We start from the raw sequence: 22824 nt of genomic DNA on the forward strand, positions 1-22824 counted from the left end.
CGTGCCCGGGAAGGCGCCGGGCGCCGTCAGTGCGGCAGGGTCGCCGGGGAGCCGCCGTTGGCTTCGTAGCCGGCTACCGCCAGGGCGCGGTAGACGGCGTACGAGGCGGCCGGGTCGGGGTCGGCGGACCAGGGGAGGGCGCCGACGTAGCCGTCGACGTGGCGGATCTGGTCCATCGCCTCCGCCCAGCGCTCGCCGCCGACCAGGAAGAGGATCAACAGGTGGCGTACGTGCGCCAGCATCGGGTCGTCGGGGCGCGCGCTGTGGACCGCGTACAGGGCGCCCTCCACCGCGCGGGTCACGGACGCGCTCTGGTGGAAGCTGCGGATCAGGACGACGTCCGGGACGTGCTCGTAGAGGGCGAAGAGGGGGAGCGCGGCCAGCAGGGAGCCCTGCGGGGCGCGGGCCGCCGCGTGGTGGGTGAAGGCGTCGGCCTTCTCGCGGGAGCCGTGCCACTTCTCGCACCAGTAGTTCAGGGCCGCCAGGTGTGCGCCCATGTGCTGGGGCGCCCGGTCGATGATCTTCGCCCACAGGGCGTCGTACTCGGGCTCGGAGTAGTGCAGCATGCGGGCCACGGACAGCTCGATGATGTACGGGACCGGGTCGCCGGGGGCGAGCAGCGCGGCCTTGTGGCAGGACTCGCGGGCCTCCTCCGCGATGATCCGTACGTCGGCCTCGCTCATGCCCTCCGGACGCCGCCACATCTGCTGCGCCAGCAGCTCGGCGTGCACCTGCGCGCCGCCCGCGTCCTTCGGGGCCTCCAGCCGCCAGGCCTTCAGCCACCGCGCCCCGGCCCCGGGCTCCTGGGAGAGCTCCAGCGCCGCCGAGCCGGCGAAGGCCTGGACGCGCTGCCAGCGCACCTCACCCTCCCGGGCGGTACCGGCCAGCAGCTGGGAGGCGGCCTGCCACTGCCCGGTCCGCCGCACGTGGTCGAGGGCGTCCATCAGGTCCTGGTCGGGGCCGGGGATCCGGATGTCGAGCTCCTCCTGGAGGGCGAATCCGTAGTTCGCCGGGTCGGCGGCGTCCGGGCTCCCGGGCTGGACCAGGCGCAGTCCGCCGCGCCTGCGCCGCAGGATCGGTGAGAGGGCGGCGAAGAGCAGACCCATCGCGAGCAGGAACCACAGAATCTCCATGACCCCAGCGAACCAGACCGACCCGGGCGAAAGCCAATAGGAGGCAAAGCCGACCGTGGGAGAGGAGCCCCGCGGCAGGTGCCCGGAGCCCCAGGGGCGGGGCCGCGGAGGGGTCCTACGGGGCATAGCATCGGGCCATGAGCGACGACAGCCACGAGCACCAGAGCTTCGAGACCCGTGCCATCCACGCGGGCAATACGGCGGACCCCCTGACCGGCGCGGTCGTGCCCCCGATCTACCAGGTGTCCACGTACAAGCAGGACGGCGTCGGCGGGCTGCGCGGCGGCTACGAGTACAGCCGCAGCGGCAACCCGACCCGTACCGCCCTGGAGGAGAACCTCGCGGCGCTGGAGGGCGGCCGGCGCGGCCTCGCCTTCGCGTCCGGGCTCGCCGCCGAGGACTGCCTGCTGCGTACGCTGCTCTCCCCGGGCGACCACGTGGTCATCCCGAACGACGCCTACGGCGGCACCTTCCGCCTCTTCGCGAAGGTCGTCTCCCGCTGGGGCGTCGAGTGGTCGGTCGCCGACACCTCCGACCCGGCGTCGGTGCGCGCGGCGATCACCCCGAAGACCAAGGTCATCTGGGTCGAGACCCCATCCAACCCGCTGCTCGGCATCACGGACATCGCCGTCGTCGCCGACATCGCGCGGACGGCCGGCGCCAAGCTGGTCGTGGACAACACCTTCGCGTCCCCCTACCTGCAGCAGCCCCTCGCGCTCGGCGCGGACGTGGTCGTGCACTCCCTGACCAAGTACATGGGCGGCCACTCCGACGTCGTGGGCGGCGCGCTCGTCGCCGCCGACGCGGCGCTGGGCGAGGAGCTGGCCTACCACCAGAACGCCATGGGCGCCGTGGCCGGCCCCTTCGACTCGTGGCTGGTGCTGCGCGGCATCAAGACGCTGGCCGTCCGCATGGACCGGCACGCGGAGAACGCCGGCAAGATCGCCGAGATGCTGGCCCGCCACCCCAAGGTCCACACGGTCCTCTACCCGGGCCTGCCCGAGCACCCGGGCCACGAGATCGCCGCCAAGCAGATGCGCAACTTCGGCGGCATGATCTCCTTCCGCGTCACCGGCGGCGAGGAGGAGGCCGTCGCGCTCTGCGACCGGACCAAGATCTTCACCCTGGGCGAGTCCCTCGGCGGCGTCGAGTCCCTCATCGAGCACCCGGGCCGCATGACCCACGCCTCGGTGGCCGGCTCGGCCCTGGAGGTCCCCGGTGACCTCGTCCGCCTGTCGGTGGGCATCGAGAACGCCGACGACCTGCTGGCCGACCTCGCGCAGGCGCTGGGCTAGTCGTCCCGTCCGTCCGAGCAGGTTTCCCCGCCCGAGCACGTCGTGCCGGGGCGGGGAGACCGTGCTCCACCGGGGCGGGGAGCCCCTGCTCCACCGGGGCGGGGAGCCCCTGCTCTACCAGGGCGGGCTGACCTCGCTCGAAGGCGTCGACCAGGCGCCGGTCAGCGAGGCCCACACCACGAAGGCCACCAGGGCCGCCCACAGCAGGGTCCAGCCGGTCCGCCGCAGGGTCCGGCGGCGCCGCATCAGCCGGTCGCCGCGGGCGGCCGCGCCCGCCGCGAGATCGGGCGGCACCGCCGGGTACGGGTCTTCCAGCAGCCGCTTGACCTGGGCTTCCCGGGGATCGGCGGGACTCATGCCGCCTCCTTGCCGCGGGCATCCGGCCGGGCACCGGCGGCACCTGCGGCGGCGCCGGGGCGGGAGCCCAGCTCGGCGACGGCCCGGCCGCACAGGGCCCGCACCCGCTCGGGCGCCAGCCCCAGCTGCGCGGCCGTGACCTCCTCCGCGACCCCTTCGTAGAGCCGCAGCACCACGACGAGCCGCTCCAGCGGGCCCAGCCGCCCCAGTACCCCGCTGCCCCCGTGGTGGCGGCGGCCGGTGCGGGCGAAGGCGGCGCACAGCTCCTGGCGGGTGTGGTCGTACGGGTCGTCCCCGCGCAGCCTGCGCCAGTTCGCGTACGTACGGGCCAGCGCGTCGCCGAGCAGCCCGCGCGCGGCGGGGGCCTCGGACGGGGGCGTCGCGGGCTCCGCCGTCAGCAGGATCGCGACGCGCAGGAGCCGCCCCGCCGCTCCCGCGACGAAGGCTTCGAACTCCGTGTAGGCGCCCGGCCCGTGGTCCACAGTCCACATAGTGCGGCCGGAGGGACCGCCTCGGAAGGGGTCGGGCGTCAGGTCCGGCGGCCGCTGGGCATCAGTCGGGTATCGGCCAGGCGCGAGCAGGGCGTGAATCGGCGTCAGCCGGCTCCGGGCCAGGCGCGCCCCGGCCCGGGCCACGGCCTCCGCCCGGTGTCAGGAGGCGGGGCCGGCCTCGGAGCCGGGCTCGGCGCCGGCCGACATCAGCTCGGACAGCGAGACGTTGAAACGGGTCAGCAGCCCGGTGAACGCCTCGCGCTCCTCCTCGTCCCAGCCGTCCGTCACCCGGGCCATCAGCTCGCGCCGCGAGGAGCGGACCTCTTCCAGCCGCGCCAGCCCGCGCGGGGACAGCGCGAGCACCACGGCCCGGCCGTCCTCGGGGTGCGAGGTCCGCTTGACCAGGCCGCTGTCGACGAGCGGGGCGACCTGGCGGGTGACGGTGGAGGAGTCGATGCCCATGCCGCCGGCGAGCGCCTTGACGCCCATCGGGCCTTCCAGGTCGAGCCGGTTCAGCAGCAGGTACGCGGCCCGGTCCATGGAGTTGCGGGCCTGGCCGACCCCGCCCAGGCGGGTCTGCTCGGCGCGCCGGGCGAAGACCGCAACCTGGTGCTGGAGCGCGTCGAGGAGACCGGCTTCGGCGGGCGCGCCGGCCGGCGCGGGCAGGTCGGAACTGGCCGGAGTGGAGGGCATGGCCGTGGGCTCTCTTCGCATGGGGCCGACAAGGATGGGGGACAGAGTACGCGGCCGTGGGACGGCTCGTACTCCTCGTACAAGAACTGATACGGCAGCGGTGAAACGGCGTCTACGAGCCGTCCCGCATGGCGAGATATCGCCGCTCCCGCTCGGGTCCCGCCCGGGTCCCGCCCGGCTCCTTCCGGCCTGCCGCCCGCCGCTCCCGCCCGGGTCCCGCAAGGCCCCCGGAGCGGCCGCTCACCCGTCCCGCCCAGCGCAGCGGAACGTGCGGCGGACCGGCTGCGAGACTGGCCGCATGAACTACCGCGTGCCGCAGCCCGTCCCGCAGGTCATCCTCGACGACATCCGGGGGGCCCAGAAGATGCTCTCCGGCGTCTCCCGGGTGACCGCGATGGAGGGCAGCCGGTACCTTTCCTCGCTCACCGGCTCCCCGGTCCACTTCAAGTGCGAGAACCTCCAGCGCACCGGCTCCTTCAAGCTGCGCGGGGCGTACGTGCGCATCGCGGGCCTGCGCCCCGAGCAGCGGGCCGCAGGGGTCGTCGCCGCCAGCGCGGGCAACCACGCCCAGGGCGTGGCGCTGGCCTCCTCCCTGCTCGGGGTCCGCTCGACCGTGTTCATGCCGGTCGGGGCGCCCCTGCCGAAGGTGGCCGCGACCCAGGACTACGGCGCCGAGGTGCGGATGCACGGGCAGGTCGTCGACGAGACGCTGGCCGCCGCCCAGGACTACGCGGACCGTACGGGGGCGGTGTTCATCCACCCCTTCGACCACCGCGACATCATCGCGGGCCAGGGCACGGTCGGCCTGGAGATCCTGGAGCAGTGCCCCGAGGTGCGCACGATCCTGGTCGGCATCGGCGGCGGCGGGCTCGCCGCCGGGGTGGCGGTCGCGGTGAAGGCGCTGCGCCCCGACGTGCGGGTGATCGGGGTGCAGGCGGCGGGCGCGGCCGCGTACCCGCCTTCGCTGAAGGTCGGGCACCCGGTGTCGATCGACAACCCGGTCACGATGGCGGACGGCATCAAGGTGGGCCGGCCCGGCGACATCCCCTTCAAAATCATTGGCGAGCTGCTCGACGACGTCCGTACGGTGTCCGAAGACGCGCTCTCCAGCGCGCTGTTGCTCTGCCTGGAACGGGCGAAGCTGGTGGTCGAGCCGGCCGGGTGCAGCCCGGTGGCGGCGCTGCTGAGCGAGCCCGAACTGTACGGCGACGGCCCGGTGGTGGCGGTGCTCTCCGGCGGCAACATCGACCCGCTGCTCCTGCAGCGGATCCTGCGCCACGGCATGGCGGCGGCCGGCCGCTACCTGTCGCTGCGGCTGCGGGTGACCGACCGGCCGGGGGCGCTGGCCGGTCTGCTGGGGGAGTTGTCAGTGGTGGATGCGAACGTGTTGGACGTGAGCCACGTGCGGACGGATCCGCGCCTGGGGCTCACGGAGGTGGAGGTGGAGCTGCACCTGGAGACGAAGGGGCCGAAGCACTGCGCGGAGGTCGCGCGGGCGCTGCACGGCGCGGGGTACACGGTCATGAGCTAGCAGGGTGACGAGCCCTGGCTGACGCGATGTTCCCGCTCCGGTGGCGAGACGCGATATGACGCGATACGGTGTCGCCCGTTCGGCCGAGCGAGGTCGGCTCGGCACCCATAGGATTTCGCGTAGGAATGTCACGATTCAGCCGGTTCGATTCGCACTGGGAGCACCCATATGCCAGGCGCCATCTACGCCGAAGGTCTGGTCAAGACCTTCGGCGATGTACGGGCTCTGGACGGCGTTGACCTCGATGTACCCGAAGGCACGGTCCTCGGTCTGCTCGGCCCGAACGGTGCGGGCAAGACCACGACCGTCCGCGTCCTGACCACCCTCCTCCAGCCCGACAGCGGCAAGGCGGTCGTGGCCGGGATCGACGTCCTCAAACACCCCAACGAAGTCCGGCGCTCGATCGGCCTGTCCGGCCAGTTCGCCGCCGTCGACGAATACCTCACCGGCCGGGAAAACCTCCAGATGGTCGGCCGGCTCTACCAGATGGGCGCCAAGGCGGCGAAGGCCCGGGCCGCCGAACTGCTGGAGCGCTTCAACCTCGGCGACGCCGCCGACCGCACCGCCAAGACGTACTCCGGCGGCATGCGCAGGCGCCTCGACCTCGCCGCGGCCCTCGTGGTCAGCCCGCCCGTGATGTTCATGGACGAGCCCACCACCGGCCTCGACCCGCGCAACCGCCAGCAGTTGTGGGGGATCATCCAGGAACTGGTCGCCGGCGGCACCACCCTGCTGCTCACCACGCAGTACCTGGAGGAGGCCGACCACCTCGCGCACGACATCGCCGTGGTCGACCACGGCCGGGTCATCGCACGCGGCACCTCCGACGAGCTCAAGGCCCGGACGGGCGGCGAGCGCGTCGAGGTCGTCGTGCACGAGCGCGAGCACATGGTCACGGCCCGCGAGGTGCTCGCGGGCTTCGGCAAGGGCGAGACCACCGTCGAGGAGCACACCCGCAAGCTGACCGTGCCGGTCTCCGGCGGTGCCAAGCTGCTCGCCGAGGTCATCCGCGAACTGGACGGGCGCGGCATCGAGATCGACGACATCGGCCTGCGCCGTCCCACCCTGGACGACGTGTTCATCTCCCTGACCGGCCACGCGGCGGAACGGGCCGCCGAGGAGAACGGCGAGTCGGCCGACGGCGCGAAGTCCGCGAAGTCCGCGAAGTCGGCCGGCGGCCGCAAGGACCGTAAGGAGGTGGCGAAGTGACCCTCACCTCCACGACCCCGGAGTCGGCGGCGCCTCGCCCGCGCGGCGGCATCGTCCAGGGGTTCAACGACTCCCTGGTGATGGCCAAGCGCAATCTGATCCGGATGTCCCGGATCCCGGAGATGGTCATCTTCGGGCTGATCCAGCCGATCATGTTCGTCGTGCTGTTCAGCTACGTCTTCGGCGGCTCGATGATGATCGGCGGCTCCACCTCGCCCGCCGCCTACCGCGAGTTCCTGATGGCCGGCATCTTCGCGCAGACCGTCACCTTCGCCACCGCCGGAGCCGGCGCGGGCATCGCCGACGACATGCACAAGGGCCTCATCGACCGGTTCCGGTCGCTGCCGATGGCCCGCGGCGCGGTCCTCACCGGCCGCACCCTGGCCGACCTCGTCCAGACCGCCCTGACCATGGTCGTCCTGGCGATCGTGGCGCTCCTCGTGGGCTGGCGCATCCACGAGGGCGTGCCGAAGGCGCTCGCGGGCTTCCTCCTGCTCCTGCTCCTGGGCTACGCCTTCTCCTGGATCGGCGCCCTGATCGGCCTGTCGGTGCGCACCCCGGAGGCGGCCACCTCGGGAGGGCTGATCTGGCTGTTCCCGGTCACGTTCATCTCGAACGCGTTCGTGCCCACCGAGAACATGGCGGGCTGGCTCCAGCCCGTCGCGGAGTGGAACCCGTTCAGCGCGACCGTCCAGGCCTGCCGGGAACTCTTCGGCAACCCGGGTGTGTCGCCGTCGGACGCCTGGCCGATGACGCACCCGGTGTGGGCCTCGCTGATCTGGTCCGTCGTGATCATCGTGGTGTTCCGGACCCTGGCCGTACGCAAGTACCGCTCGGCGACGGCGTAGCCACCGCGGCCCGTACCCCTCATGCGCGAAGCCCCGCCGAGCAGCGGCTCGGCGGGGCTTCGCGGTGTAAAAGGCGGTGTGAAGAAAGGGGGGTGATCAGCCGGTGAAGGGCTTGACGTCGAGGATCTTGACCGACGCCTGCTTGCCGTTCGGCAGCTCGTACTGGGCGTCCTCGCCGATCTTCTTGCCCAGCACGCCGGAGCCCAGCGGGGACTGCGGGGAGTAGGTCTCGAAGTCCGAGGACGCGTACTCGCGCGAGGCCAGCAGGAACTCCATGGTGTCGCTCTCGTCACCGTCGAAGGCGATCTTCACCAGGGTGCCGGGTGCCACTTCGCCGTCGGCGGCGGGGGCCGTGCCGACCTTGGCCTTCTCCAGCAGCTGCGTGAGCTGGCGGATGCGCAGCTCCTGCTTGCCCTGCTCCTCCTTGGCCGCGTGGTAACCGCCGTTCTCACGGAGGTCACCCTCCTCGCGGGCCGCCGCGATCTTGATCGTGATCTCCGACCGTGCGGGACCAGAGAGGTACTCCAGCTCGGCCTTCAGCTGGTCGTACGCCGCCTGGGTCAGCCAGGTGACGCTCTCGCTCGTCTGGGTCACGGGTGCTCCTCGTCGGTACAGGGACTACAAAGCCGCCAGCGGCGGACGAAACCACGAGCCTAACAATTCGGGAAGAAAAGGGGGAGGACGCCAAGTGTGTGAACTGCGTCGGGTCAGCCCGCGGAGCCGGCCGCGCGGCAGCCGACGATCTCGATCATCGTGGCCCGGCCGGTGGTCTTCAGCGTGACCACCTCGTCCACGCGCCCGCTCTTCTGTGCGAACGTGAAATCGGCGCGGCCGACCTCGCCGTGCCCCTCGTCCTGCGAGCTCAGCGTGCACACCCCGGTGACCGAGGTCTCCTTGCGGACCTCCAGGTGCACCTGGACCTCGGTGTCGGAGACGACCTGGTACTTGATGAGCTCGGCGCTCACGCTCTGCCCGGCCACGTAGTCCCAGCCGATCCAGCCGACCACACCCAGCAGGGCGACCCCGAGGACGGAGCCGATGACCTTGAGCTTGCGGTCGGCACGCTCGTCCGCCGACCGGCCGTAGCGGCCCTCGGGCAGCTCTTCGCGCACCGCGCTCATCGATCGTTCCCTTCGAGGTGGGCGTAGACCGGGATCCCGGGGTGACCCCCCGGAATTTTTCCACCTCCCGATTCGGTCACTATAGGAGCGCCCGCCCTGACGACTCAAAGAGGATCCTGTCTTGACCGAGCAGCTTCGACTGATGGCCGTCCACGCCCACCCCGACGACGAGTCGAGCAAGGGCGCGGCCACCATGGCCAAGTACGTGTCCGAGGGGGTGTCCGTGCTGGTCGTCACCTGCACCGGCGGCGAGCGCGGCTCCGTCCTCAATCCCAAGCTCCAGGGCGACCCGTACATCGAGGAGAACATCCACGAGGTGCGCGCCAAGGAGATGGACGAGGCGCGCGAGATCCTCGGCGTCGGCCAGGAGTGGCTGGGATACGTCGACTCCGGGCTGCCCGAGGGCGACCCGCTGCCGCCGCTGCCCGAGGGCTGCTTCGCCCTGGCCGACGTCGACGAGGCGGCCGGCCGTCTGGTGAAGAAGATCCGCGCCTTCCGGCCGCAGGCCGTCACCACGTACGACGAGAACGGGGGCTACCCGCACCCCGACCACATCATGACCCACAAGATCACGATGGTGGCCTTCGATCACGCGGCCGACACCGAGAAGTACCCCGAGGCCGAGTTCGGCCCCGCGTACCAGCCGCAGAAGCTCTACTACAACCAGGGCTTCAACAAGCCGCGCACCGTCGCCCTGCACGAGGCGCTGCTCGCCCGCGGCCTGGAATCCCCGTACGGGGAGTGGCTGGAGCGGTGGAAGGAGTTCGAGCGCAAGGAGCGGACCCTGACCACGCACGTGCCCTGCGCCGACTTCTTCGAGATCCGTGACAAGGCGCTCATCGCGCACGCCACGCAGATCGACCCCGACGGCGGCTGGTTCCGCGTCCCGATGGAGATCCAGAAGGAGGTCTGGCCGACGGAGGAGTACGAGCTCGCGAAGTCCCTCGTGGACACTTCCCTCCCCGAGTCCGACCTCTTCGCGGGCATCCGGGAGAATGCGTAGCTATGAGCGCTACGCACGAAGCAATCGCCCAGCTCCTTCCGCTGGCCGGCGACACCTTCGACAAGAACAAGGTGACCCCGGGCCTGCTCGGATTCGTCGTGTTCGCGGCCCTCGCCCTCGGGGTGTGGGGCCTGATGAAGTCGATGAGCCGCCACATGGGCCGCGTCGACTTCAAGGAAGCCCCCGAGCCCGCCCCGACGGAGGGCCCGCGCGCCCCGTAGGGGCCGCAGGTGTGGTGAGCGCCGCCGCCCGGCCGCAAGAGCCGGACGGCGGGTCTCCGCACGCCCCTACACCGATGGCAGCGGCACCGGGACGCCCATGATCTCCCGCGAGTGCAGGTTCGGTACGAGCGACAGCCGCCACGCCTGCCAGCCCTCCGCCGGGTCCACCCCGCGCGCCAGGATCACCGTGTAGGACTCCAGGCAGTCCTCCAGCCGCCCGTCCCGCATCGGGTGCGGGGCCGCCGCCAGCCGCGCCAGCTCCGTCCGCGCCTCGTCCGCGGCCGCCGGGACCGCGTACGGCAGGAGCGTGCAGCGCAGGAAGCGCGCCCAGTCCTCCCCGCGCCGGTCCCCGTAGGAGATGAACAGCCGCACCGCCTCCTCGCAGAGGTCCAGCGCCTGCGCGGTCCGCCCGTTGCCCGCGTCCACCACCGCCAGCTCCAGGCAGGTCCACGCCTCCCCGTGGGCCAGCCCGATCCGCCGGAAGTCCGCCCGCGCGTCCACCAGCAGCTGGCGGGCGAAGCCGGAGTTCTTCAGGTTCCCCGTCTGCGTCGCCCGCTGGTCGCGGGTGACCCGGCCCGAGTGGTGGCGGGCGTGCGCCAGCCCGTACACGTCCCGCATCCGGGAGAACATCGTGCGGGCCCGTTCCAGCTCCCGCACCGCCCGGTCCCGCTCCCCGGCCTCCTCCAGCGCCTGGCCCAGGTAGTACAGCGTCCAGGCCTCGCCGCGCGCGTCCTCCGACTCCCGGTGCCGGGCCAGTGCGTCCCGCAGCCGCTCCAGGGCCGGCCCCGGATCCCCGTCGACCACCCGGGCCCGGCCGAGCTGGGTCAGCGCCCACGCCTGGCCCCGGTCGTCGCGCGTGCGCCCGTACAGCTCCAGCGCCAGGCGCAGCTCCGCCTCCGCGCGCGGTACCTCGCCCAGGCGCAGGTACACCTGGCCGAGCTGCAGGTGCGCCCAGGCCTCGCCGTGCACGCTCTCGCTCTCGCGGTGCAGGACGAGGGATTCGCGCAGCAGCCGCAGCGCCTCGGCGAGGTGGGCGCGGTCGCGTTCCACCGCGCCCAGGGCGTGCAGGCCCCAGGCCCGGTCGCCCGCCAGCTCGTCGGAGGCCTGGAGCACCAGCGCCTCCCGGATGCGGGCCGAGGCCTCGGGGAGGTTGCCCTGGTGGTGCAGGGTGATGCCCAGGGAGACCAGGGCCATGCCCGCGCCGGCCTCCTGGCGGGCCTCCTTGTACTGGTCGACCAGCGAGGTCAGGGTGGTGCGGGACTTGTCGAGCTCGCCGAGCTGGCGGGCCGCGATGCCCGTGCGCCACTGCACCGAGCGCACCAGCAGGCCCTGGTCGACGGCCTGCGTGAGCTCGTTGATCTCCCCGAGCCGGTACAGGTCGCCGCGCAGCAGGCAGAAGTCGCAGAGCGCGCCCAGGAGGTCCAGTACCGCCTGCTGGTCCACGCCCTCCGAGTGCCGCAGCGCCGCCGTGATGAAGCTCGACTCGTCGTCCAGCCAGCGCAGGGCCGCGTCCAGGGAGGCGAACCCGTGCCCGCCGACCGTGCTCGCCTTCGACAGGGCGTTCGCCCGCGTGGACATCTTCCCGTCGACCATCCGGATCACCGAGTCCGCGAGCTGGGCGTACGTACGGATCAGCCGCTCGTGCGCCGCCGAGGCGTCGGCCCGGTCCTCGTCCCGGGCGAGGCGCGCCGCCGCGTACGCGCGCACCGCGTCGTGCATCCGGAACCGGTCCCCGCGCACGTGGTCCAGCAGCCCCGCCCGCGCCAGCTCGCGCAGCAGCCGCCCCGCCTCCGCCTGGTCCGCGTCGATCAGCGCCGCCGCGGCCGCCGCCCCCAGCGAGGCCCGGCCGGCCAGCGTCAGGCGGCGCAGCAGCCGGCGCCGCTCCTCGGGCAGGGCCGCGTACGCCAGGTCCAGGGCGGCGTCCAGCGAGCCGCCCGCCTCCGGAGCCTCCCCGACGTCCCCGAGGGGGGCCAGCACGCGCAGCGCCAGCGGCAGGCCGGCGCCGAGCGCGAGCAGCGCACGCACGGTCTCCCGCGGGTACGCGGCTGCGGGCGCGGCGCCGCCGGGGCGTGGTTCCGTACCGGCGCCGGCGCCGGCGGCAGCTGCGGCTGCGGCTCCCGAGGCTGCGGGGGCCGTGCCCGTGCCTGTGCCCGTGGCCCTTCCCGTGCCCGGCCCTGCCGTCCCGGTCCCCGAGGCGTCCGCGGCCGCCGCCCGGACCAGCTCCGCGCCGGCCTCCTCCGCCAGCCGGGTCACCGGCAGCTGGTACACCCAGGCCGCCAGCTCGGGGGGCAGCTCCAGCGGCTCCCGGGCCGTGACCAGGACCAGGCTCTCGGAACGCTCGGGCACGAGCATCCGTACCTGCGCGGCGTCCACGGCATCGTCCAGGACCACCGCCACCGGAGTGCCCTGCACGTGCTGGTGGTACAACTCGCCCAGCCTGCGCACCTGCTGCTCCGCCGAGGAACCCTCGCGGAACAGCAACTGCTCGCGCGGCGCCCCGAGCCGGTTCATCAGGTGCAGCAGCGCCTCACGTGTGGGCAGCGGGCTCTCCGAGGCGCCCCCGCCGCGCAGGTCCACCACACAGGCACCCCGGAACTGGTCCCGCAGCGCCTGCGCGGCATGCAGCGCCAGCGTGGTGCGGCCCACCCCGGGCTCCCCGTGCAGCACCACGACCACCGGGCGGGTCTCGGTGCTCGCCCGGGCGCTCTGCACCCATTGCGCGATCCGGGCCAGCTCCGCCCGACGACCGACGAACGCACCCTCCAGCGCGGGTAGTTGACCGAAGGACTGCTCCAGCATCGCCCGCCGGCGCGCCTCGGCGCTGCGATTGGCCCCGCGCAGCTGAAGGGCGGAGCCGCTGCTGCCGCCGGTCCCGTTCACCTTGGCCGGGGCCTGCAGCGCCGCCGCCACCTTGCGCTGCTGCTCCAGGAAGGGGCGTATCCCGCGCACCTCCAGCGCCGTCAGCCACTGGAGCCTGAGCTGCTCGGCGCCGCCCGGCCGGCCCAGCTCCCCGGCGCGGCGGTTCGCCGCGGGCAGGTGCAGGGCCGTCACCTTGACCACCGTCGCCGTCGCTCCGGCCACGCCCGCGACCGCGCCGGCGGTCAGCGCCGCACCGGCGGCCACGCCGAAGGCCAGGTCGGCGATGACCGCGGCGGCAGCGGCAACTCCGGTGACCAGCACCGCCGTCGAGGTATTCGCCCGCCGGAAGGCCTCGCCGAGCGACTCGTCCCCGGCCGCCGCCTCGTCCAGTGCGTGCGCATAGGCCTCGTACTCGGCGGCCGCGCTCGCCGCGAGCGAGTCCAGCGCCTGCCCGCCGCGCGCCAGCAGCGCCGCCTTGGCCTCGGGAGTCCCGGCAGCCCCGCCCGCCCCCCGCCGGGACTCCTCCTCCACCGCCCGCCCCAGCAGCCGCTCGGCCTCACCGCGATGACTGTCCCGCATCGGCAATCCCCCTCAGAGAGCTCCGGCACCGTGCCACAAGTGTCCGCCGGTACGGTCGCGAGCGCGAGGGAATCTGAGCTAGTTCAGAGGGAGTTGGCTGTCCTGCGGCCAACACCGTGCATCGATGTACACCCGTGCTCCCGGGGCCGGCAGCGCGGAGCCGCCGCCGAGTGTCCGGATCGGGCGGGGGTGGCCGGATCGGGTGAGCGACGTGGCGGGTCGCCCGGGGGACCGGCTGCGAATAGATTTGGCCCCATGTCGAACCGCCTCGCGAACGAGACCTCCCCGTACCTGCTCCAGCACGCCGACAACCCCGTCGACTGGTGGCCCTGGTCCCCGGAGGCCTTCGCGGAGGCGCGGGAGCGCGGGGTGCCGGTGATGCTCAGCGTCGGCTATTCGAGCTGCCACTGGTGCCATGTCATGGCGCACGAGTCCTTCGAGGACGAGCTGGCCGCGGCCTACCTCAACGAGCACTTCGTCAACGTCAAGGTCGACCGGGAAGAGCGTCCCGACATCGACGCCGTCTACATGGAGGCCGTGCAGGCCGCGACCGGGCAGGGCGGGTGGCCCATGACCGTGTTCCTGACGCCCGACGCCGAGCCCTTCTACTTCGGGACCTACTTCCCGCCCGAGCCCCGGCACGGGATGCCCTCCTTCATGCAGGTGCTCGAAGGTGTGCGCACCGCGTGGGTGGGGCGGCCCGAGGAGGTGGCGGAGGTCGCGCAGCGGATCGTACGGGACCTCGCGGGGCGGCAGCTCGACTACGGGAAGGCCGGCACGCCCGGGCCCGAGGAGCTGGCGCAGGCGCTGCTCGGACTGGTGCGGGAGTACGACGCCACGCGCGGCGGGTTCGGCGGGGCGCCGAAGTTCCCGCCGTCCATGGTGCTGGAGTTCCTGCTGCGCCACCACGCCCGGACCGGGTCCGAGGGGGCGCTGCAGATGGCGGCCGATACCTGCGAGGCCATGGCGCGGGGCGGGATCTACGACCAGCTCGGCGGCGGGTTCGCGCGGTACTCCGTGGACCGGGAGTGGGTCGTGCCGCACTTCGAGAAGATGCTCTACGACAACGCGCTGCTCTGCCGGGTCTACGCCCACCTCTGGCGCACCACCGGGGACGAGCTCGCCCGGCGGATCGCCCTGGAGACCGCCGACTTCATGGTCCGCGAACTGCGCACCCACGAGGGCGGCTTCGCCTCCGCGCTGGACGCCGACAGCGAGGATCCGGCGACGGGCAAGCACGTGGAGGGGGTCTACTACGCCTGGACTCCCGCCCAGTTGCGCGAGGTGCTGGGGGAGGAGGACGGCGACCTGGCCGCCGCCTGCTTCGGGGTGACGGAGGAGGGGACCTTCGAGCACGGCATGTCGGTGCTCCAACTGCCTTCCCAGGGGCCGGACATCGGCGAGGAGCGGCTCGCCGGTTTCAAGGAGCGGCTGCTCGCCGCGCGGCAGGCGCGGCCCGCGCCCGGCCGGGACGACAAGATCGTGGCGGCCTGGAACGGGCTGGCCATCGCGGCCCTCGCCGAGTGCGGGGCCTTCTTCGGCCGGCCCGACCTGGTCGAGCGGGCCACCGAGGCCGCCGATCTGCTGGTCCGGGTGCACATGGACGGGATGGCCCGGCTCGCGCGCACCAGCAAGGACGGGCGGGTCGGGGCGAACGCCGGGGTGCTGGAGGACTACGGCGACGTCGCCGAGGGGTTCCTCGCGCTGGCGGCCGTCACCGGGGAGGGGGTCTGGCTGGAATTCGCCGGGTTCCTCGTCGACCTGGTCCTGGCCCGGTTCACGGCCGAGGACGGTTCGCTGTACGACACCGCGCACGACGCCGAGCAGCTGATCAGGCGCCCGCAGGATCCGACCGACACGGCGGCCCCCTCGGGCTGGACGGCTGCCGCCGGCGCCCTGCTCTCGTACGCGGCGCACACCGGTTCGCAGGCGCACCGCACGGCGGCCGAGCGTGCGCTCGCCGTGGTGCACGCGCTCGGGCCGCGCGCTCCGCGCTTCATCGGGCACGGGCTGGCGGTCGCGGAAGCGCTGGTCGACGGGCCGCGCGAGGTCGCGGTGGTGGGTCATCCGGAGGATCCGGCGCGGGCGGAGCTGCACCGGGTCGCGTTGCTGGGGACGGCTCCGGGGGCGGTCGTGGCGACGGGTCCGGCTGGGGCGGCGGACGGCAGCGGCGGGGAGTTCCCCCTTCTGGCCGAGCGCACGCTGGTGCGCGACCTCCCGACGGCGTATGTCTGTCGACATTTCGTCTGCGCGCGGCCTACGACCGATCCGGTCGAGCTGGCCGAGCAGTTGGGTGCGGTTCATCCCTGAAAGTAGGGGAGTAGCGTCAATTCCGTTTGCATCAAGGTCAGTTCGGCAACGTGGTTTTTATCTCGAAAGCGCCTGAGCGTCATGTTCGCTGCCTAATCTCATGACTTCGGAGTCACCGATCAGTCACTGTCGGCGCCAGAGCGCGCCGGGGCGGCGCGCACCGGGGGTTGCGCAGGCGGGGGGAAACGGGGGCGGGGCGAGTGCGGCGGGCTGGGGAGCCCGCCGCACGACGCCCGTCCCCGGGGGGTTGAAGGATCGCCGCAGGGGGTTGCGGCACGTCTGTGGGGGACGCTTTGTTCATATCCGTGTTCATTTGTGTCGTATCGCTCGCGCTCTTCTGGATGGCGGCGTTCACGCTCTGGTGGCAGATGCACGCGTGGCGGACGCCCGAGACGCTCGCCTCGACCCGGTTCGACCGCCCCGACGGCGGCGGCCGGCTGGCCTTCTCCCTGCTGCTGCCCGCCCGCCACGAGCAGGCGGTCCTGGAGCACACCATCGAGCGGCTCCTGGAATCGAGCCACCGCGACTACGAGATCATCGTGATCGTCGGCCACGACGACCCCGGGACCGCGGAGGTGGCCGAACGCGCCGCCGCCCGTGCGCCCGGTCTGGTGCGCGTCGTCACCGACCACCACGAGGCCAAGAACAAGCCGAAGGCGCTGAACACCGCGCTCCCGCACTGCCGGGGCGACATCGTCGGGGTCTTCGACGCCGAGGACCAGGTCCATCCCGAGCTGCTGTCCCACGTGGACCACGCCTTCCGCGCCACCGGGGCCGACGTGGTCCAGGGCGGGGTCCAGCTCATCAACTTCCACTCCAGCTGGTACAGCCTGCGCAACTGCCTGGAGTACTTCTTCTGGTTCCGCTCCCGGCTGCACCTGCACGCGGAGAAGGGCTTCATCCCGCTCGGCGGCAACACCGTCTTCGTGCGCACCGAGGTGCTGCGCGAGGCCGGCGGCTGGGACCCGAACTGCCTCGCCGAGGACTGTGACCTGGGCGTACGGCTGTCCTCCGTCGGCAAGAAGGTGGTCGTCGCCTACGACTCCGACATGGTGACCCGCGAGGAGACCCCGGGGTCGCTGGTGAGCCTGCTCAAGCAGCGCACCCGCTGGAACCAGGGCTTCCTCCAGGTCTACCGCAAGAAGGACTGGCAGCAGCTGCCCGGCCGCGGCCAGCGCTGGCTGGCCCGCTACACGCTCATGACCCCCTTCATGCAGGCCACGTCCGGGGTGGTCATCCCGGTGAACTTCGCCGTCGCCGTCTTCCTCGACGTGCCCGTGGGCGTCGCGATCGTCACCTTCCTGCCGATGATCACGGCGATGGTGACCTTCGTCTTCGAGGTGGTGGGCCTGCACGACTTCGGCCGCCAGTACGGGCTGCGGGTGCGCTTCACGCACTACGTCAAGCTCGTGATCGGCGGCCCGTTCTACCAGGTGATGCTGGCCGGCGCCGCGATCCGCGCGGTCTGGCGCGAGCAGCGCGGACGGAACGAGTGGGAGCTCACCAGCCACACCGGAGCCCACCTCGCGACCCCGTCCGGCGGCGCGGTCCCGACCGCGCAGAGCAGCCAGAGCAGCCAGAACAGCCCGACCGCGCAGAGCAGCCAGAGCAGTCAGAGCAGCCCGAAGACCCTCACCCGAGAGGACAGCCACCGGTGACCGCCACCCTGCCCACGGCCACTGATCCCGCGGCCGGTTCGACCGCCACTGCTCCCGCCACCACCATCACTGCTCCCGCCGCCACCGCTCCCGCCGTCGATGCCGCCCTCATCCCGCGCCGGCGGACCGGCGGACCCGGCGGCCTCGGGGTCCGCCCGGCCGCGCCGGCCCGGCCGCTCGTCCGGTTCCGTTCCTCCCGTCCCGACCTGCTGCTGTGCGGTGCGCTGCTGCTCGCGATCCTCCTCGTGCAGGGCTGGAACATCACGAACTTCCCCACCCTCAGCGACGACGAGGGCACCTACCTCGCGCAGGCGTGGGCCGTCCAGCAGGGCAAGGGGCTGGCCCACTACACCTACTGGTACGACCATCCCCCGCTCGGCTGGATCCAGATAGCGGGCCTGACGTACCTGCCGTCCCTGTTCGTGCCCGACACGATGACCGTCGCGCCGATGCGGTTCTCGATGCTCGCCGTGTCCGCCACCAGTGCGGTCCTGCTGTACGTGCTCGCGCGCCGGCTCTGGCTGCCGCGGTGGGCGGCCGGGCTGGCCATGGGCCTGTTCGGGCTCTCCCCGCTCTCCGTCGTGCTCCAGCGGGAGATCTTCCTCGACAACATCGCCGTGATGTGGATGCTGCTGGCCTTCTGCCTGGCCGCGTCCCCCAGCCGCCACCTGTGGCACCACTTCGCCTCCGGCCTGGCGGCCGCCACCGCCGTGCTCACCAAGGAGACGATGCTGGTGGTGCTCCCGGCGCTGCTGGTGACCATGTGGCGCCACAGCCACCGCGACACCCGCAAGTTCGCCGTCACCGGAGCCGTCACCGCCTGCGTGCTCATCGGGGTGACGTACCCCCTGTACGCACTGCTCAACGCCGAGCTGCTGCCCGGCTCCGGCCACGTCTCCCTCATCGACGGAATCGTCTACCAGATGGGCCGGGCCGGCTCCGGCTTCATCCTCGACCCCGGCTCGGGCTCGCACGGGGTCTTCGAGTCCTGGCTGTACTACGACACCGTGCTGCCGCTCGGCGGGCTGGCCGGGGCGGTGCTGCTCCTCGTCACCATCCGGTGGTCGGTCACGGCCCGGGCGCTCGCGGGCCCGGCGCTGGCCGTGGTCATCCTCGGCCTGGTCGCGCTGAGGCCCTCCGGCTACCTGCCGGCGATGTACGTGATCCAGGCGCTGCCCTTCCTGGCGCTGGTGCTCGCCGGGGGCGCGGCCAGCGTCACCCACGCCGTGCTGCGCCGCCGCCGGGCGCCGGGGGAGCGGCGGGCCCTGGCCTACGGGCGGTGGGCGCTGGTCGGCGTACTGGCCGCCTCGGCCCTCGTGTACCTCGTCCCGCGCTGGTACGACGGCAACCGGACGGCGCTCACGGTCGACGCGAACGCCCCGTACCGGCAGGCCGCGGACTGGCTCGGGCGCGAGGTGCGCGAGCCCGCCGCCACCCGGGTGCTGGTCGACGACGCGCTGTGGCTGGACGCCGTCCACCACGGCTTCGACCCGGGGCTGGGCGCCATCTGGTTCTACAAGGCCGACCTGGACCCGGCGGTCACCAAGACCCTGCCGGGCGGCTGGCGGGACATCGACTACGTGGTCTCCTCGCCCACGGTCCGGCGCGACGCGGCCCAACTGCCCAACGTGAAGGCCGCGCTGGAGCATTCGACGCCGGTGGCCGTCTTCGGCGAGGGCGAGGACCGCATCGAGATCCGGCGCACGGACCGGGCGGCGGGCAGTGATCCCGCGGCCGGCAGCGACCCCACGGCCCGCACCGTCAACGGGAGTTGATCCGGCATGAGCGAAGACCTGTGGACCGCACCGGCCCCGCACGCCCCGCGCGCCCCGCACTTGCCGGAGGGCGCCGTCGAGGTGCCCGCCCCGGGCAGCATCACGCTCATCGTCCCGACTTTCAACGAGGCTGGAAACATAGCCGAGTTGCTGAGCAGGCTGGCCGCCGCGCTGCCCGCGCACCTGCCCGTGTCGGTGCTGTTCGTCGACGACTCCACGGACGACACCCCGGCCGTCATCGAGCAGGCAGCCCTGAACTGCGCCTTCCCGGTGGAGGTCCTGCACCGGGAAAGCCCCGACGGCGGGCTCGGCGGGGCCGTCGTGGCGGGGATCGGGCGGGCGGACACCGACTGGATCGTCGTCATGGACGCCGACCTCCAGCATCCGCCCCACCTGGTCCCAGAGCTGGTCGGGGAGGGTGCGCGCACCGGCGCCGACCTGGTCGTGGCCTCCCGCTACATCGCCGGGGGCAGCCGGGCCGGGCTCGCCGGGAGCTACCGGATCGCCGTCTCGCGCGGGGCGACCTGGCTGACCAAGGGGCTCTTCCCGCGCGCCCTGCGCGGGATCAGCGATCCGATGAGCGGGTTCTTCGCGATGCGCCGCGCGGCGGTCACGGAAGAGGCGCTGAAGCCGCTGGGCTACAAGATCCTGCTCGAACTGGCCGTGCGGTGCCGGCCGGCGCGGGTCGCCGAGGTGCCCTTCGTGTTCCAGGACCGCTTCTCGGGGGAGTCGAAGTCCACCGCCCGCGAGGGCCTGCGCTTCCTCACCCATCTCGCCTCGCTGCGCGCCGCGACCCCATGGGCCCGCATGATCGGCTTCGGGCTGATCGGGCTCTCCGGCTTCGTCCCGAACCTGGCCGCCCTGTGGATGCTCACGCACACCGGCATGAACTACCTGGCCGCCGAGGTGGTGGCGAACCAGGCCGGGGTGCTGTGGAACTTCCTCCTCATCGAGACCCTGCTGTTCCGCGACCGGCGCCGGCACCGCCACTGGGCCGACCGCCTCGGACGCTTCACGCTGCTGGCCAATGCCGATCTGCTGCTGCGGATCCCGCTGATCGCGGTGTTCGTCGGCACCTGGGGCTTCGGGGTGCTGTCCGCGACCGCGCTCGCTCTGGTCACCACCTTCGTCCTGCGCTTCGCGGCGACGGAGGCCCTCGTCTACCTCCCGCGCAAGACGGGCCGCACGCGTACGAGTTGAGCCGCACGGCGAGCCGTAGGCCGAGCCGTAAGCCGAGCCGCACGAAGGGATGCTCCCCATGGAGAGGAAGATCCGGCGCAGGGCAAGGTGGCGGGCCGCCCTGCCGGCCGTCGGGGCGATGATCGCGGGCCTGCTGCTGACCGCACCGCAGCAGGCCACGGCCGGACCGCCCAACCTGCTCACCAACCCCGGTTTCGAGACGGCCGGCCCGGCCGGCGCCGACATGCCGTCCTGCTGGTCGAAGTCCGGCTGGGGCGACAACGACTTCACCTTCGCCACCGTCGCCGACGCGCACTCCGGCACCAAGGCCATGAAGGTCTCGCTGACCCGCCGGGTCGACGGCGACCGCAAGGCCCTGGTCACCGAGAACGGCACCTGCGCCCCGACGGTCGTCCCGGGCCGCCAGTACGACCTCTCGGCCTGGTACAAGTCGAACACCCCGGACGTGTCGGTGACCGTGTTCCGCCACGACACGACGGCCGGCTGGCAGTACTGGACCGATCTGCAGAATCCCCCCGTCAGCGCCGCGTGGGCGCGCACGGCGGTCCGTACGCCGGCGGTCCCGCCGGGCACCGACAGGATCGTGTGGGGCCTGTCCGTCTACGGGGTGGGCACGCTCACCACCGACGACTACGCGCTGGAGGAGGTGGGGGCGACCCCGCCGCAGCCCACCTGCACGGGTACGGCGACGGAGTGCGCGAAGGGCGCGTGGCAGGTGATCGCCGCCAAGAACCCGGTGCGCTCCATGCACGCCGTCGTGCTGAAGAACGGCAAGGTGCTGCTGATCGCGGGCTCGGGCAACGACATCGCCCAGTTCAACGCGGGCACCTTCACCTCCGCGGTCTACGATCCGGCGAACGGCTCGTTCAAGACGATCCCGACGCCCGTGGACATGTTCTGCTCCGGCCACGTCCAGCTGGCCGACGGCCGGGTGCTGGTGATGAGCGGCAACAAGGGCTACCCCTCGGCCGACGGCACGATCGGCTACCAGGGGCTGAAGGACTCGTACATCTTCGATCCGGCGACCGAGAAGTACACGAAGACGAACGACATGAACGGCGGGCACTGGTACCCGTCGGCGACCGTCCTCGGCAACGGCGACGTGATCACCTTCGGCGGGCTGAAGGAGGACTCCACGGGCAACGTGACCGCGGAGAAGTTCTCGGCGGCGCAGAACAAGTGGCTGCCGATGAACGAGGTCAACCAGACCTGGTCGTACTGGGGCCTGTACCCGTCGATGATCCTCATGCAGGACGGCCGGCTCTTCTACTCGGGCAGCCACACCTTCGGCAACGGAACCCAGGGCACCGGCTCCTCCGTGTACGACTACGCCGCCAACACCATCACCGACGTGCCGGGCCTGCGGAACAAGGACCAGCGCGACGAGTCGGCGAGCGTGCTGCTGCCCCCGGCGCAGGACCAGCGGGTCCTGACCATCGGCGGCGGCAACAACGAGTCCAACCCGGCGGCGAACCGGCTCACCGACATCATCGACCTGAAGCAGCCGAGCCCCGCCTACACGGCCGGCCCGGACCTGCCGCAGGGCCAGGTCGACCAGGGCGCGGGCAAGCGCCCGCAGACCGGCGCCGAGGGCAAGATGTACGTGTCCGCGGTGCTGCTGCCGGACGGCAAGGTGCTGGAGACCGGCGGCGCCCTGCACGACCGGGCCGACCCGGTGTACGAGGCCTCGTTCTTCGACCCGGTGACCAACACCTACCAGCCGGGGCTGGCCACCGACCCGATCCCGCGGACGTACCACTCGGCGTCGTTCCTGATGCCGGACGGTCGCGTCATGTCGGTCGGCGACAACCCGGGCAACGGCACGTACAACAACAACGTGTCGATCTACACCCCGCCGTACCTCTTCAAGGGGGCGCGTCCGCAGATCACTTCGGTGATCGACAACCAGTGGGTGTACGGGGACACGCAGCGCATCACCGTCAACCGGGCGGTCGCCAAGGCGGAGCTGATCCGTCCGGCGGCGGTCACCCACTCCTCGGACCCGAACCAGCGGTTCGTGGACCTGCCGCTGACGGTGGTCAACGGCACCACCGTCGACCTGAACGTCACCAGCAACCCGAACCTGGCCCCGCCCGGCTGGTACATGCTCTTCGCGGTCGACGCGAACGGCATCCCGTCGATCGCGCAGTGGGTGCACCTGGGCGGCCCCTCCGCCCTGGCGGCCGACGCCGAGCCCCCGACGGCGCACGAGCACACCTTCGCCGCCGAGCTGGCGGCCCCGAAGCGCAATCCCGCGCAGCGGGACTCGGCCCCGGTGGCCCCGAGCGTGGCCGGCTGCGACCGGCACTACGGCACGGCCAACGTGTGCGTGCCCACGCGGTTCCCGGCGGAGGTGAAGGCGACGGCGAAGGCCCGCTGCGACTGGCTGGCCGCCCACGCGTACCCGGCCCGCCTGAAGGTCAACGGCAGCGACCCGCTCCGCCTGGACCCGGACGGCGACGGCTACGCCTGCACGTAGGAGTCCGGTACGCGGCGGGGCCCTGACCGCGCATCGCGGCAGGGCCCCGCTCCCGCTCCGGC

Annotated in this window: 18 protein-coding genes; 11 read left to right on the plus strand and 7 right to left on the minus strand. The window is 72.5% G+C overall.

Features of this window, described 5'->3' with window-relative positions; all coding sequences use genetic code 11:
- Positions 1-26: 26 nt before the first annotated feature.
- Positions 27-1133 carry a hypothetical protein gene (locus ACIA8F_RS03765; RefSeq protein WP_399376519.1) on the minus strand — a complete coding sequence of 369 codons (1107 nt, stop codon included), beginning with the start codon at positions 1131-1133 and terminating at the stop codon, positions 27-29.
- A gap of 137 nt (positions 1134-1270) precedes the next feature.
- On the opposite strand from ACIA8F_RS03765, the gene ACIA8F_RS03770 reads away from it, so the two are divergent.
- On the plus strand, positions 1271-2428 hold the full coding sequence (locus tag ACIA8F_RS03770) for a cystathionine gamma-synthase (RefSeq protein ID WP_399376520.1): 1158 nt from the start codon (positions 1271-1273) through the stop codon (positions 2426-2428).
- 114 nt (positions 2429-2542) lie between these two features.
- Here ACIA8F_RS03770 and ACIA8F_RS03775 read toward each other — a convergent pair whose 3' ends face one another.
- The 3 genes from ACIA8F_RS03775 to ACIA8F_RS03785 all read right to left on the minus strand — a co-directional run bounded on the left by ACIA8F_RS03775 (position 2543) and on the right by ACIA8F_RS03785 (position 3969).
- Positions 2543-2785: a hypothetical protein gene (locus ACIA8F_RS03775; protein ID WP_399376521.1), complete on the minus strand. Its 243-nt coding sequence runs from the start codon at positions 2783-2785 to the stop codon at positions 2543-2545.
- Positions 2782-3267, minus strand: coding sequence for an RNA polymerase (locus ACIA8F_RS03780; protein ID WP_399376522.1), 486 nt, complete (start codon positions 3265-3267; stop codon positions 2782-2784). Before ACIA8F_RS03780 ends, ACIA8F_RS03775 begins: the two co-directional genes overlap by 4 nt.
- Before the next feature lie 168 nt (positions 3268-3435).
- Positions 3436-3969, minus strand: a complete 534-nt coding sequence (locus ACIA8F_RS03785) for a MarR family winged helix-turn-helix transcriptional regulator (RefSeq protein WP_399376523.1) — start codon at positions 3967-3969, stop codon at positions 3436-3438.
- A 298-nt stretch (positions 3970-4267) separates the two neighbouring features.
- Between ACIA8F_RS03785 and ilvA the strand changes: the two genes are divergently transcribed.
- The 3 genes from ilvA (at position 4268) to ACIA8F_RS03800 (ending at position 7557) form a co-directional block, all read left to right on the plus strand.
- Positions 4268-5500 carry a threonine ammonia-lyase gene (gene ilvA, locus ACIA8F_RS03790; RefSeq protein ID WP_383954852.1) on the plus strand — a complete coding sequence of 411 codons (1233 nt, stop codon included), beginning with the start codon at positions 4268-4270 and terminating at the stop codon, positions 5498-5500.
- Positions 5501-5668: 168 nt separating this feature from the next.
- The gene (locus tag ACIA8F_RS03795; RefSeq protein ID WP_399376524.1) at positions 5669-6709 is read left to right on the plus strand and encodes an ATP-binding cassette domain-containing protein; all 1041 of its coding nucleotides are present in this window, start codon (positions 5669-5671) and stop codon (positions 6707-6709) included.
- Positions 6706-7557 carry an ABC transporter permease gene (locus tag ACIA8F_RS03800; protein WP_399376525.1) on the plus strand — a complete coding sequence of 284 codons (852 nt, stop codon included), beginning with the start codon at positions 6706-6708 and terminating at the stop codon, positions 7555-7557. The genes ACIA8F_RS03795 and ACIA8F_RS03800 overlap by 4 nt, the downstream gene beginning before the upstream one ends.
- Before the next feature lie 96 nt (positions 7558-7653).
- Here the strand turns inward: ACIA8F_RS03800 and greA are convergent, their stop codons facing one another.
- Positions 7654-8151, minus strand: coding sequence for a transcription elongation factor GreA (gene greA, locus ACIA8F_RS03805; RefSeq protein WP_399376526.1), 498 nt, complete (start codon positions 8149-8151; stop codon positions 7654-7656).
- A gap of 113 nt (positions 8152-8264) precedes the next feature.
- A complete protein-coding gene (locus ACIA8F_RS03810; RefSeq protein WP_399376527.1) occupies positions 8265-8678 on the minus strand; it encodes a DUF4307 domain-containing protein in 414 nt (137 codons plus the stop codon).
- Between the two features lie 121 nt (positions 8679-8799).
- Between ACIA8F_RS03810 and mca the strand changes: the two genes are divergently transcribed.
- Both mca and ACIA8F_RS03820 read left to right on the plus strand, forming a co-directional pair.
- Positions 8800-9681 (plus strand): mycothiol conjugate amidase Mca, encoded by an 882-nt coding sequence (gene mca, locus ACIA8F_RS03815; protein ID WP_399376528.1) that lies wholly within the window; start codon positions 8800-8802, stop codon positions 9679-9681.
- 2 nt (positions 9682-9683) lie between these two features.
- Positions 9684-9902: a hypothetical protein gene (locus ACIA8F_RS03820; protein ID WP_399376529.1), complete on the plus strand. Its 219-nt coding sequence runs from the start codon at positions 9684-9686 to the stop codon at positions 9900-9902.
- Between the two features lie 66 nt (positions 9903-9968).
- Here the strand turns inward: ACIA8F_RS03820 and ACIA8F_RS03825 are convergent, their stop codons facing one another.
- On the minus strand, positions 9969-13340 hold the full coding sequence (locus ACIA8F_RS03825; protein ID WP_399376530.1) for a tetratricopeptide repeat protein: 3372 nt from the start codon (positions 13338-13340) through the stop codon (positions 9969-9971).
- Positions 13341-13595: 255 nt separating this feature from the next.
- Here ACIA8F_RS03825 and ACIA8F_RS03830 point away from each other — a divergent pair, with 255 nt between their 5' ends.
- The 5 genes from ACIA8F_RS03830 to ACIA8F_RS03850 all read left to right on the plus strand — a co-directional run bounded on the left by ACIA8F_RS03830 (position 13596) and on the right by ACIA8F_RS03850 (position 22762).
- Positions 13596-15650 (plus strand): thioredoxin domain-containing protein, encoded by a 2055-nt coding sequence (locus ACIA8F_RS03830; protein WP_399376531.1) that lies wholly within the window; start codon positions 13596-13598, stop codon positions 15648-15650.
- A 293-nt stretch (positions 15651-15943) separates the two neighbouring features.
- Entirely contained in the window at positions 15944-17308 is a 1365-nt protein-coding gene (locus ACIA8F_RS03835; protein WP_399376532.1) for a glycosyltransferase, read from the plus strand.
- A 110-nt stretch (positions 17309-17418) separates the two neighbouring features.
- Positions 17419-19083: an ArnT family glycosyltransferase gene (locus ACIA8F_RS03840; protein WP_399376641.1), complete on the plus strand. Its 1665-nt coding sequence runs from the start codon at positions 17419-17421 to the stop codon at positions 19081-19083.
- A 6-nt stretch (positions 19084-19089) separates the two neighbouring features.
- Complete coding sequence (locus ACIA8F_RS03845; RefSeq protein WP_399376533.1) at positions 19090-20283, plus strand: glycosyltransferase; 1194 nt, start codon at positions 19090-19092, stop codon at positions 20281-20283.
- Positions 20284-20341: 58 nt separating this feature from the next.
- Complete coding sequence (locus tag ACIA8F_RS03850) at positions 20342-22762, plus strand: galactose oxidase-like domain-containing protein (protein ID WP_399376534.1); 2421 nt, start codon at positions 20342-20344, stop codon at positions 22760-22762.
- Positions 22763-22824 lie beyond the last annotated feature (62 nt).

The organism is Streptomyces sp. NPDC051563 (assembly GCF_044454225.1).
Taxonomy (GTDB): domain Bacteria; phylum Actinomycetota; class Actinomycetes; order Streptomycetales; family Streptomycetaceae; genus Streptomyces.

Coding starts and splice junctions, on each gene's coding strand:
- ACIA8F_RS03765 (WP_399376519.1), bottom strand. CDS start 1,133: ATGGAGATTCTGTGGTTCCTGCTCGCGATGGGTCTGCTCTTCGCCGCC.
- ACIA8F_RS03770 (WP_399376520.1), top strand. CDS start 1,271: ATGAGCGACGACAGCCACGAGCACCAGAGCTTCGAGACCCGTGCCATC.
- ACIA8F_RS03775 (WP_399376521.1), bottom strand. CDS start 2,785: ATGAGTCCCGCCGATCCCCGGGAAGCCCAGGTCAAGCGGCTGCTGGAA.
- ACIA8F_RS03785 (WP_399376523.1), bottom strand. CDS start 3,969: ATGCCCTCCACTCCGGCCAGTTCCGACCTGCCCGCGCCGGCCGGCGCG.
- ilvA (WP_383954852.1), top strand. CDS start 4,268: ATGAACTACCGCGTGCCGCAGCCCGTCCCGCAGGTCATCCTCGACGAC.
- ACIA8F_RS03795 (WP_399376524.1), top strand. CDS start 5,669: ATGCCAGGCGCCATCTACGCCGAAGGTCTGGTCAAGACCTTCGGCGAT.
- ACIA8F_RS03810 (WP_399376527.1), bottom strand. CDS start 8,678: ATGAGCGCGGTGCGCGAAGAGCTGCCCGAGGGCCGCTACGGCCGGTCG.
- ACIA8F_RS03820 (WP_399376529.1), top strand. CDS start 9,684: ATGAGCGCTACGCACGAAGCAATCGCCCAGCTCCTTCCGCTGGCCGGC.
- ACIA8F_RS03825 (WP_399376530.1), bottom strand. CDS start 13,340: ATGCGGGACAGTCATCGCGGTGAGGCCGAGCGGCTGCTGGGGCGGGCG.
- ACIA8F_RS03830 (WP_399376531.1), top strand. CDS start 13,596: ATGTCGAACCGCCTCGCGAACGAGACCTCCCCGTACCTGCTCCAGCAC.
- ACIA8F_RS03845 (WP_399376533.1), top strand. CDS start 19,090: ATGAGCGAAGACCTGTGGACCGCACCGGCCCCGCACGCCCCGCGCGCC.
- ACIA8F_RS03850 (WP_399376534.1), top strand. CDS start 20,342: ATGGAGAGGAAGATCCGGCGCAGGGCAAGGTGGCGGGCCGCCCTGCCG.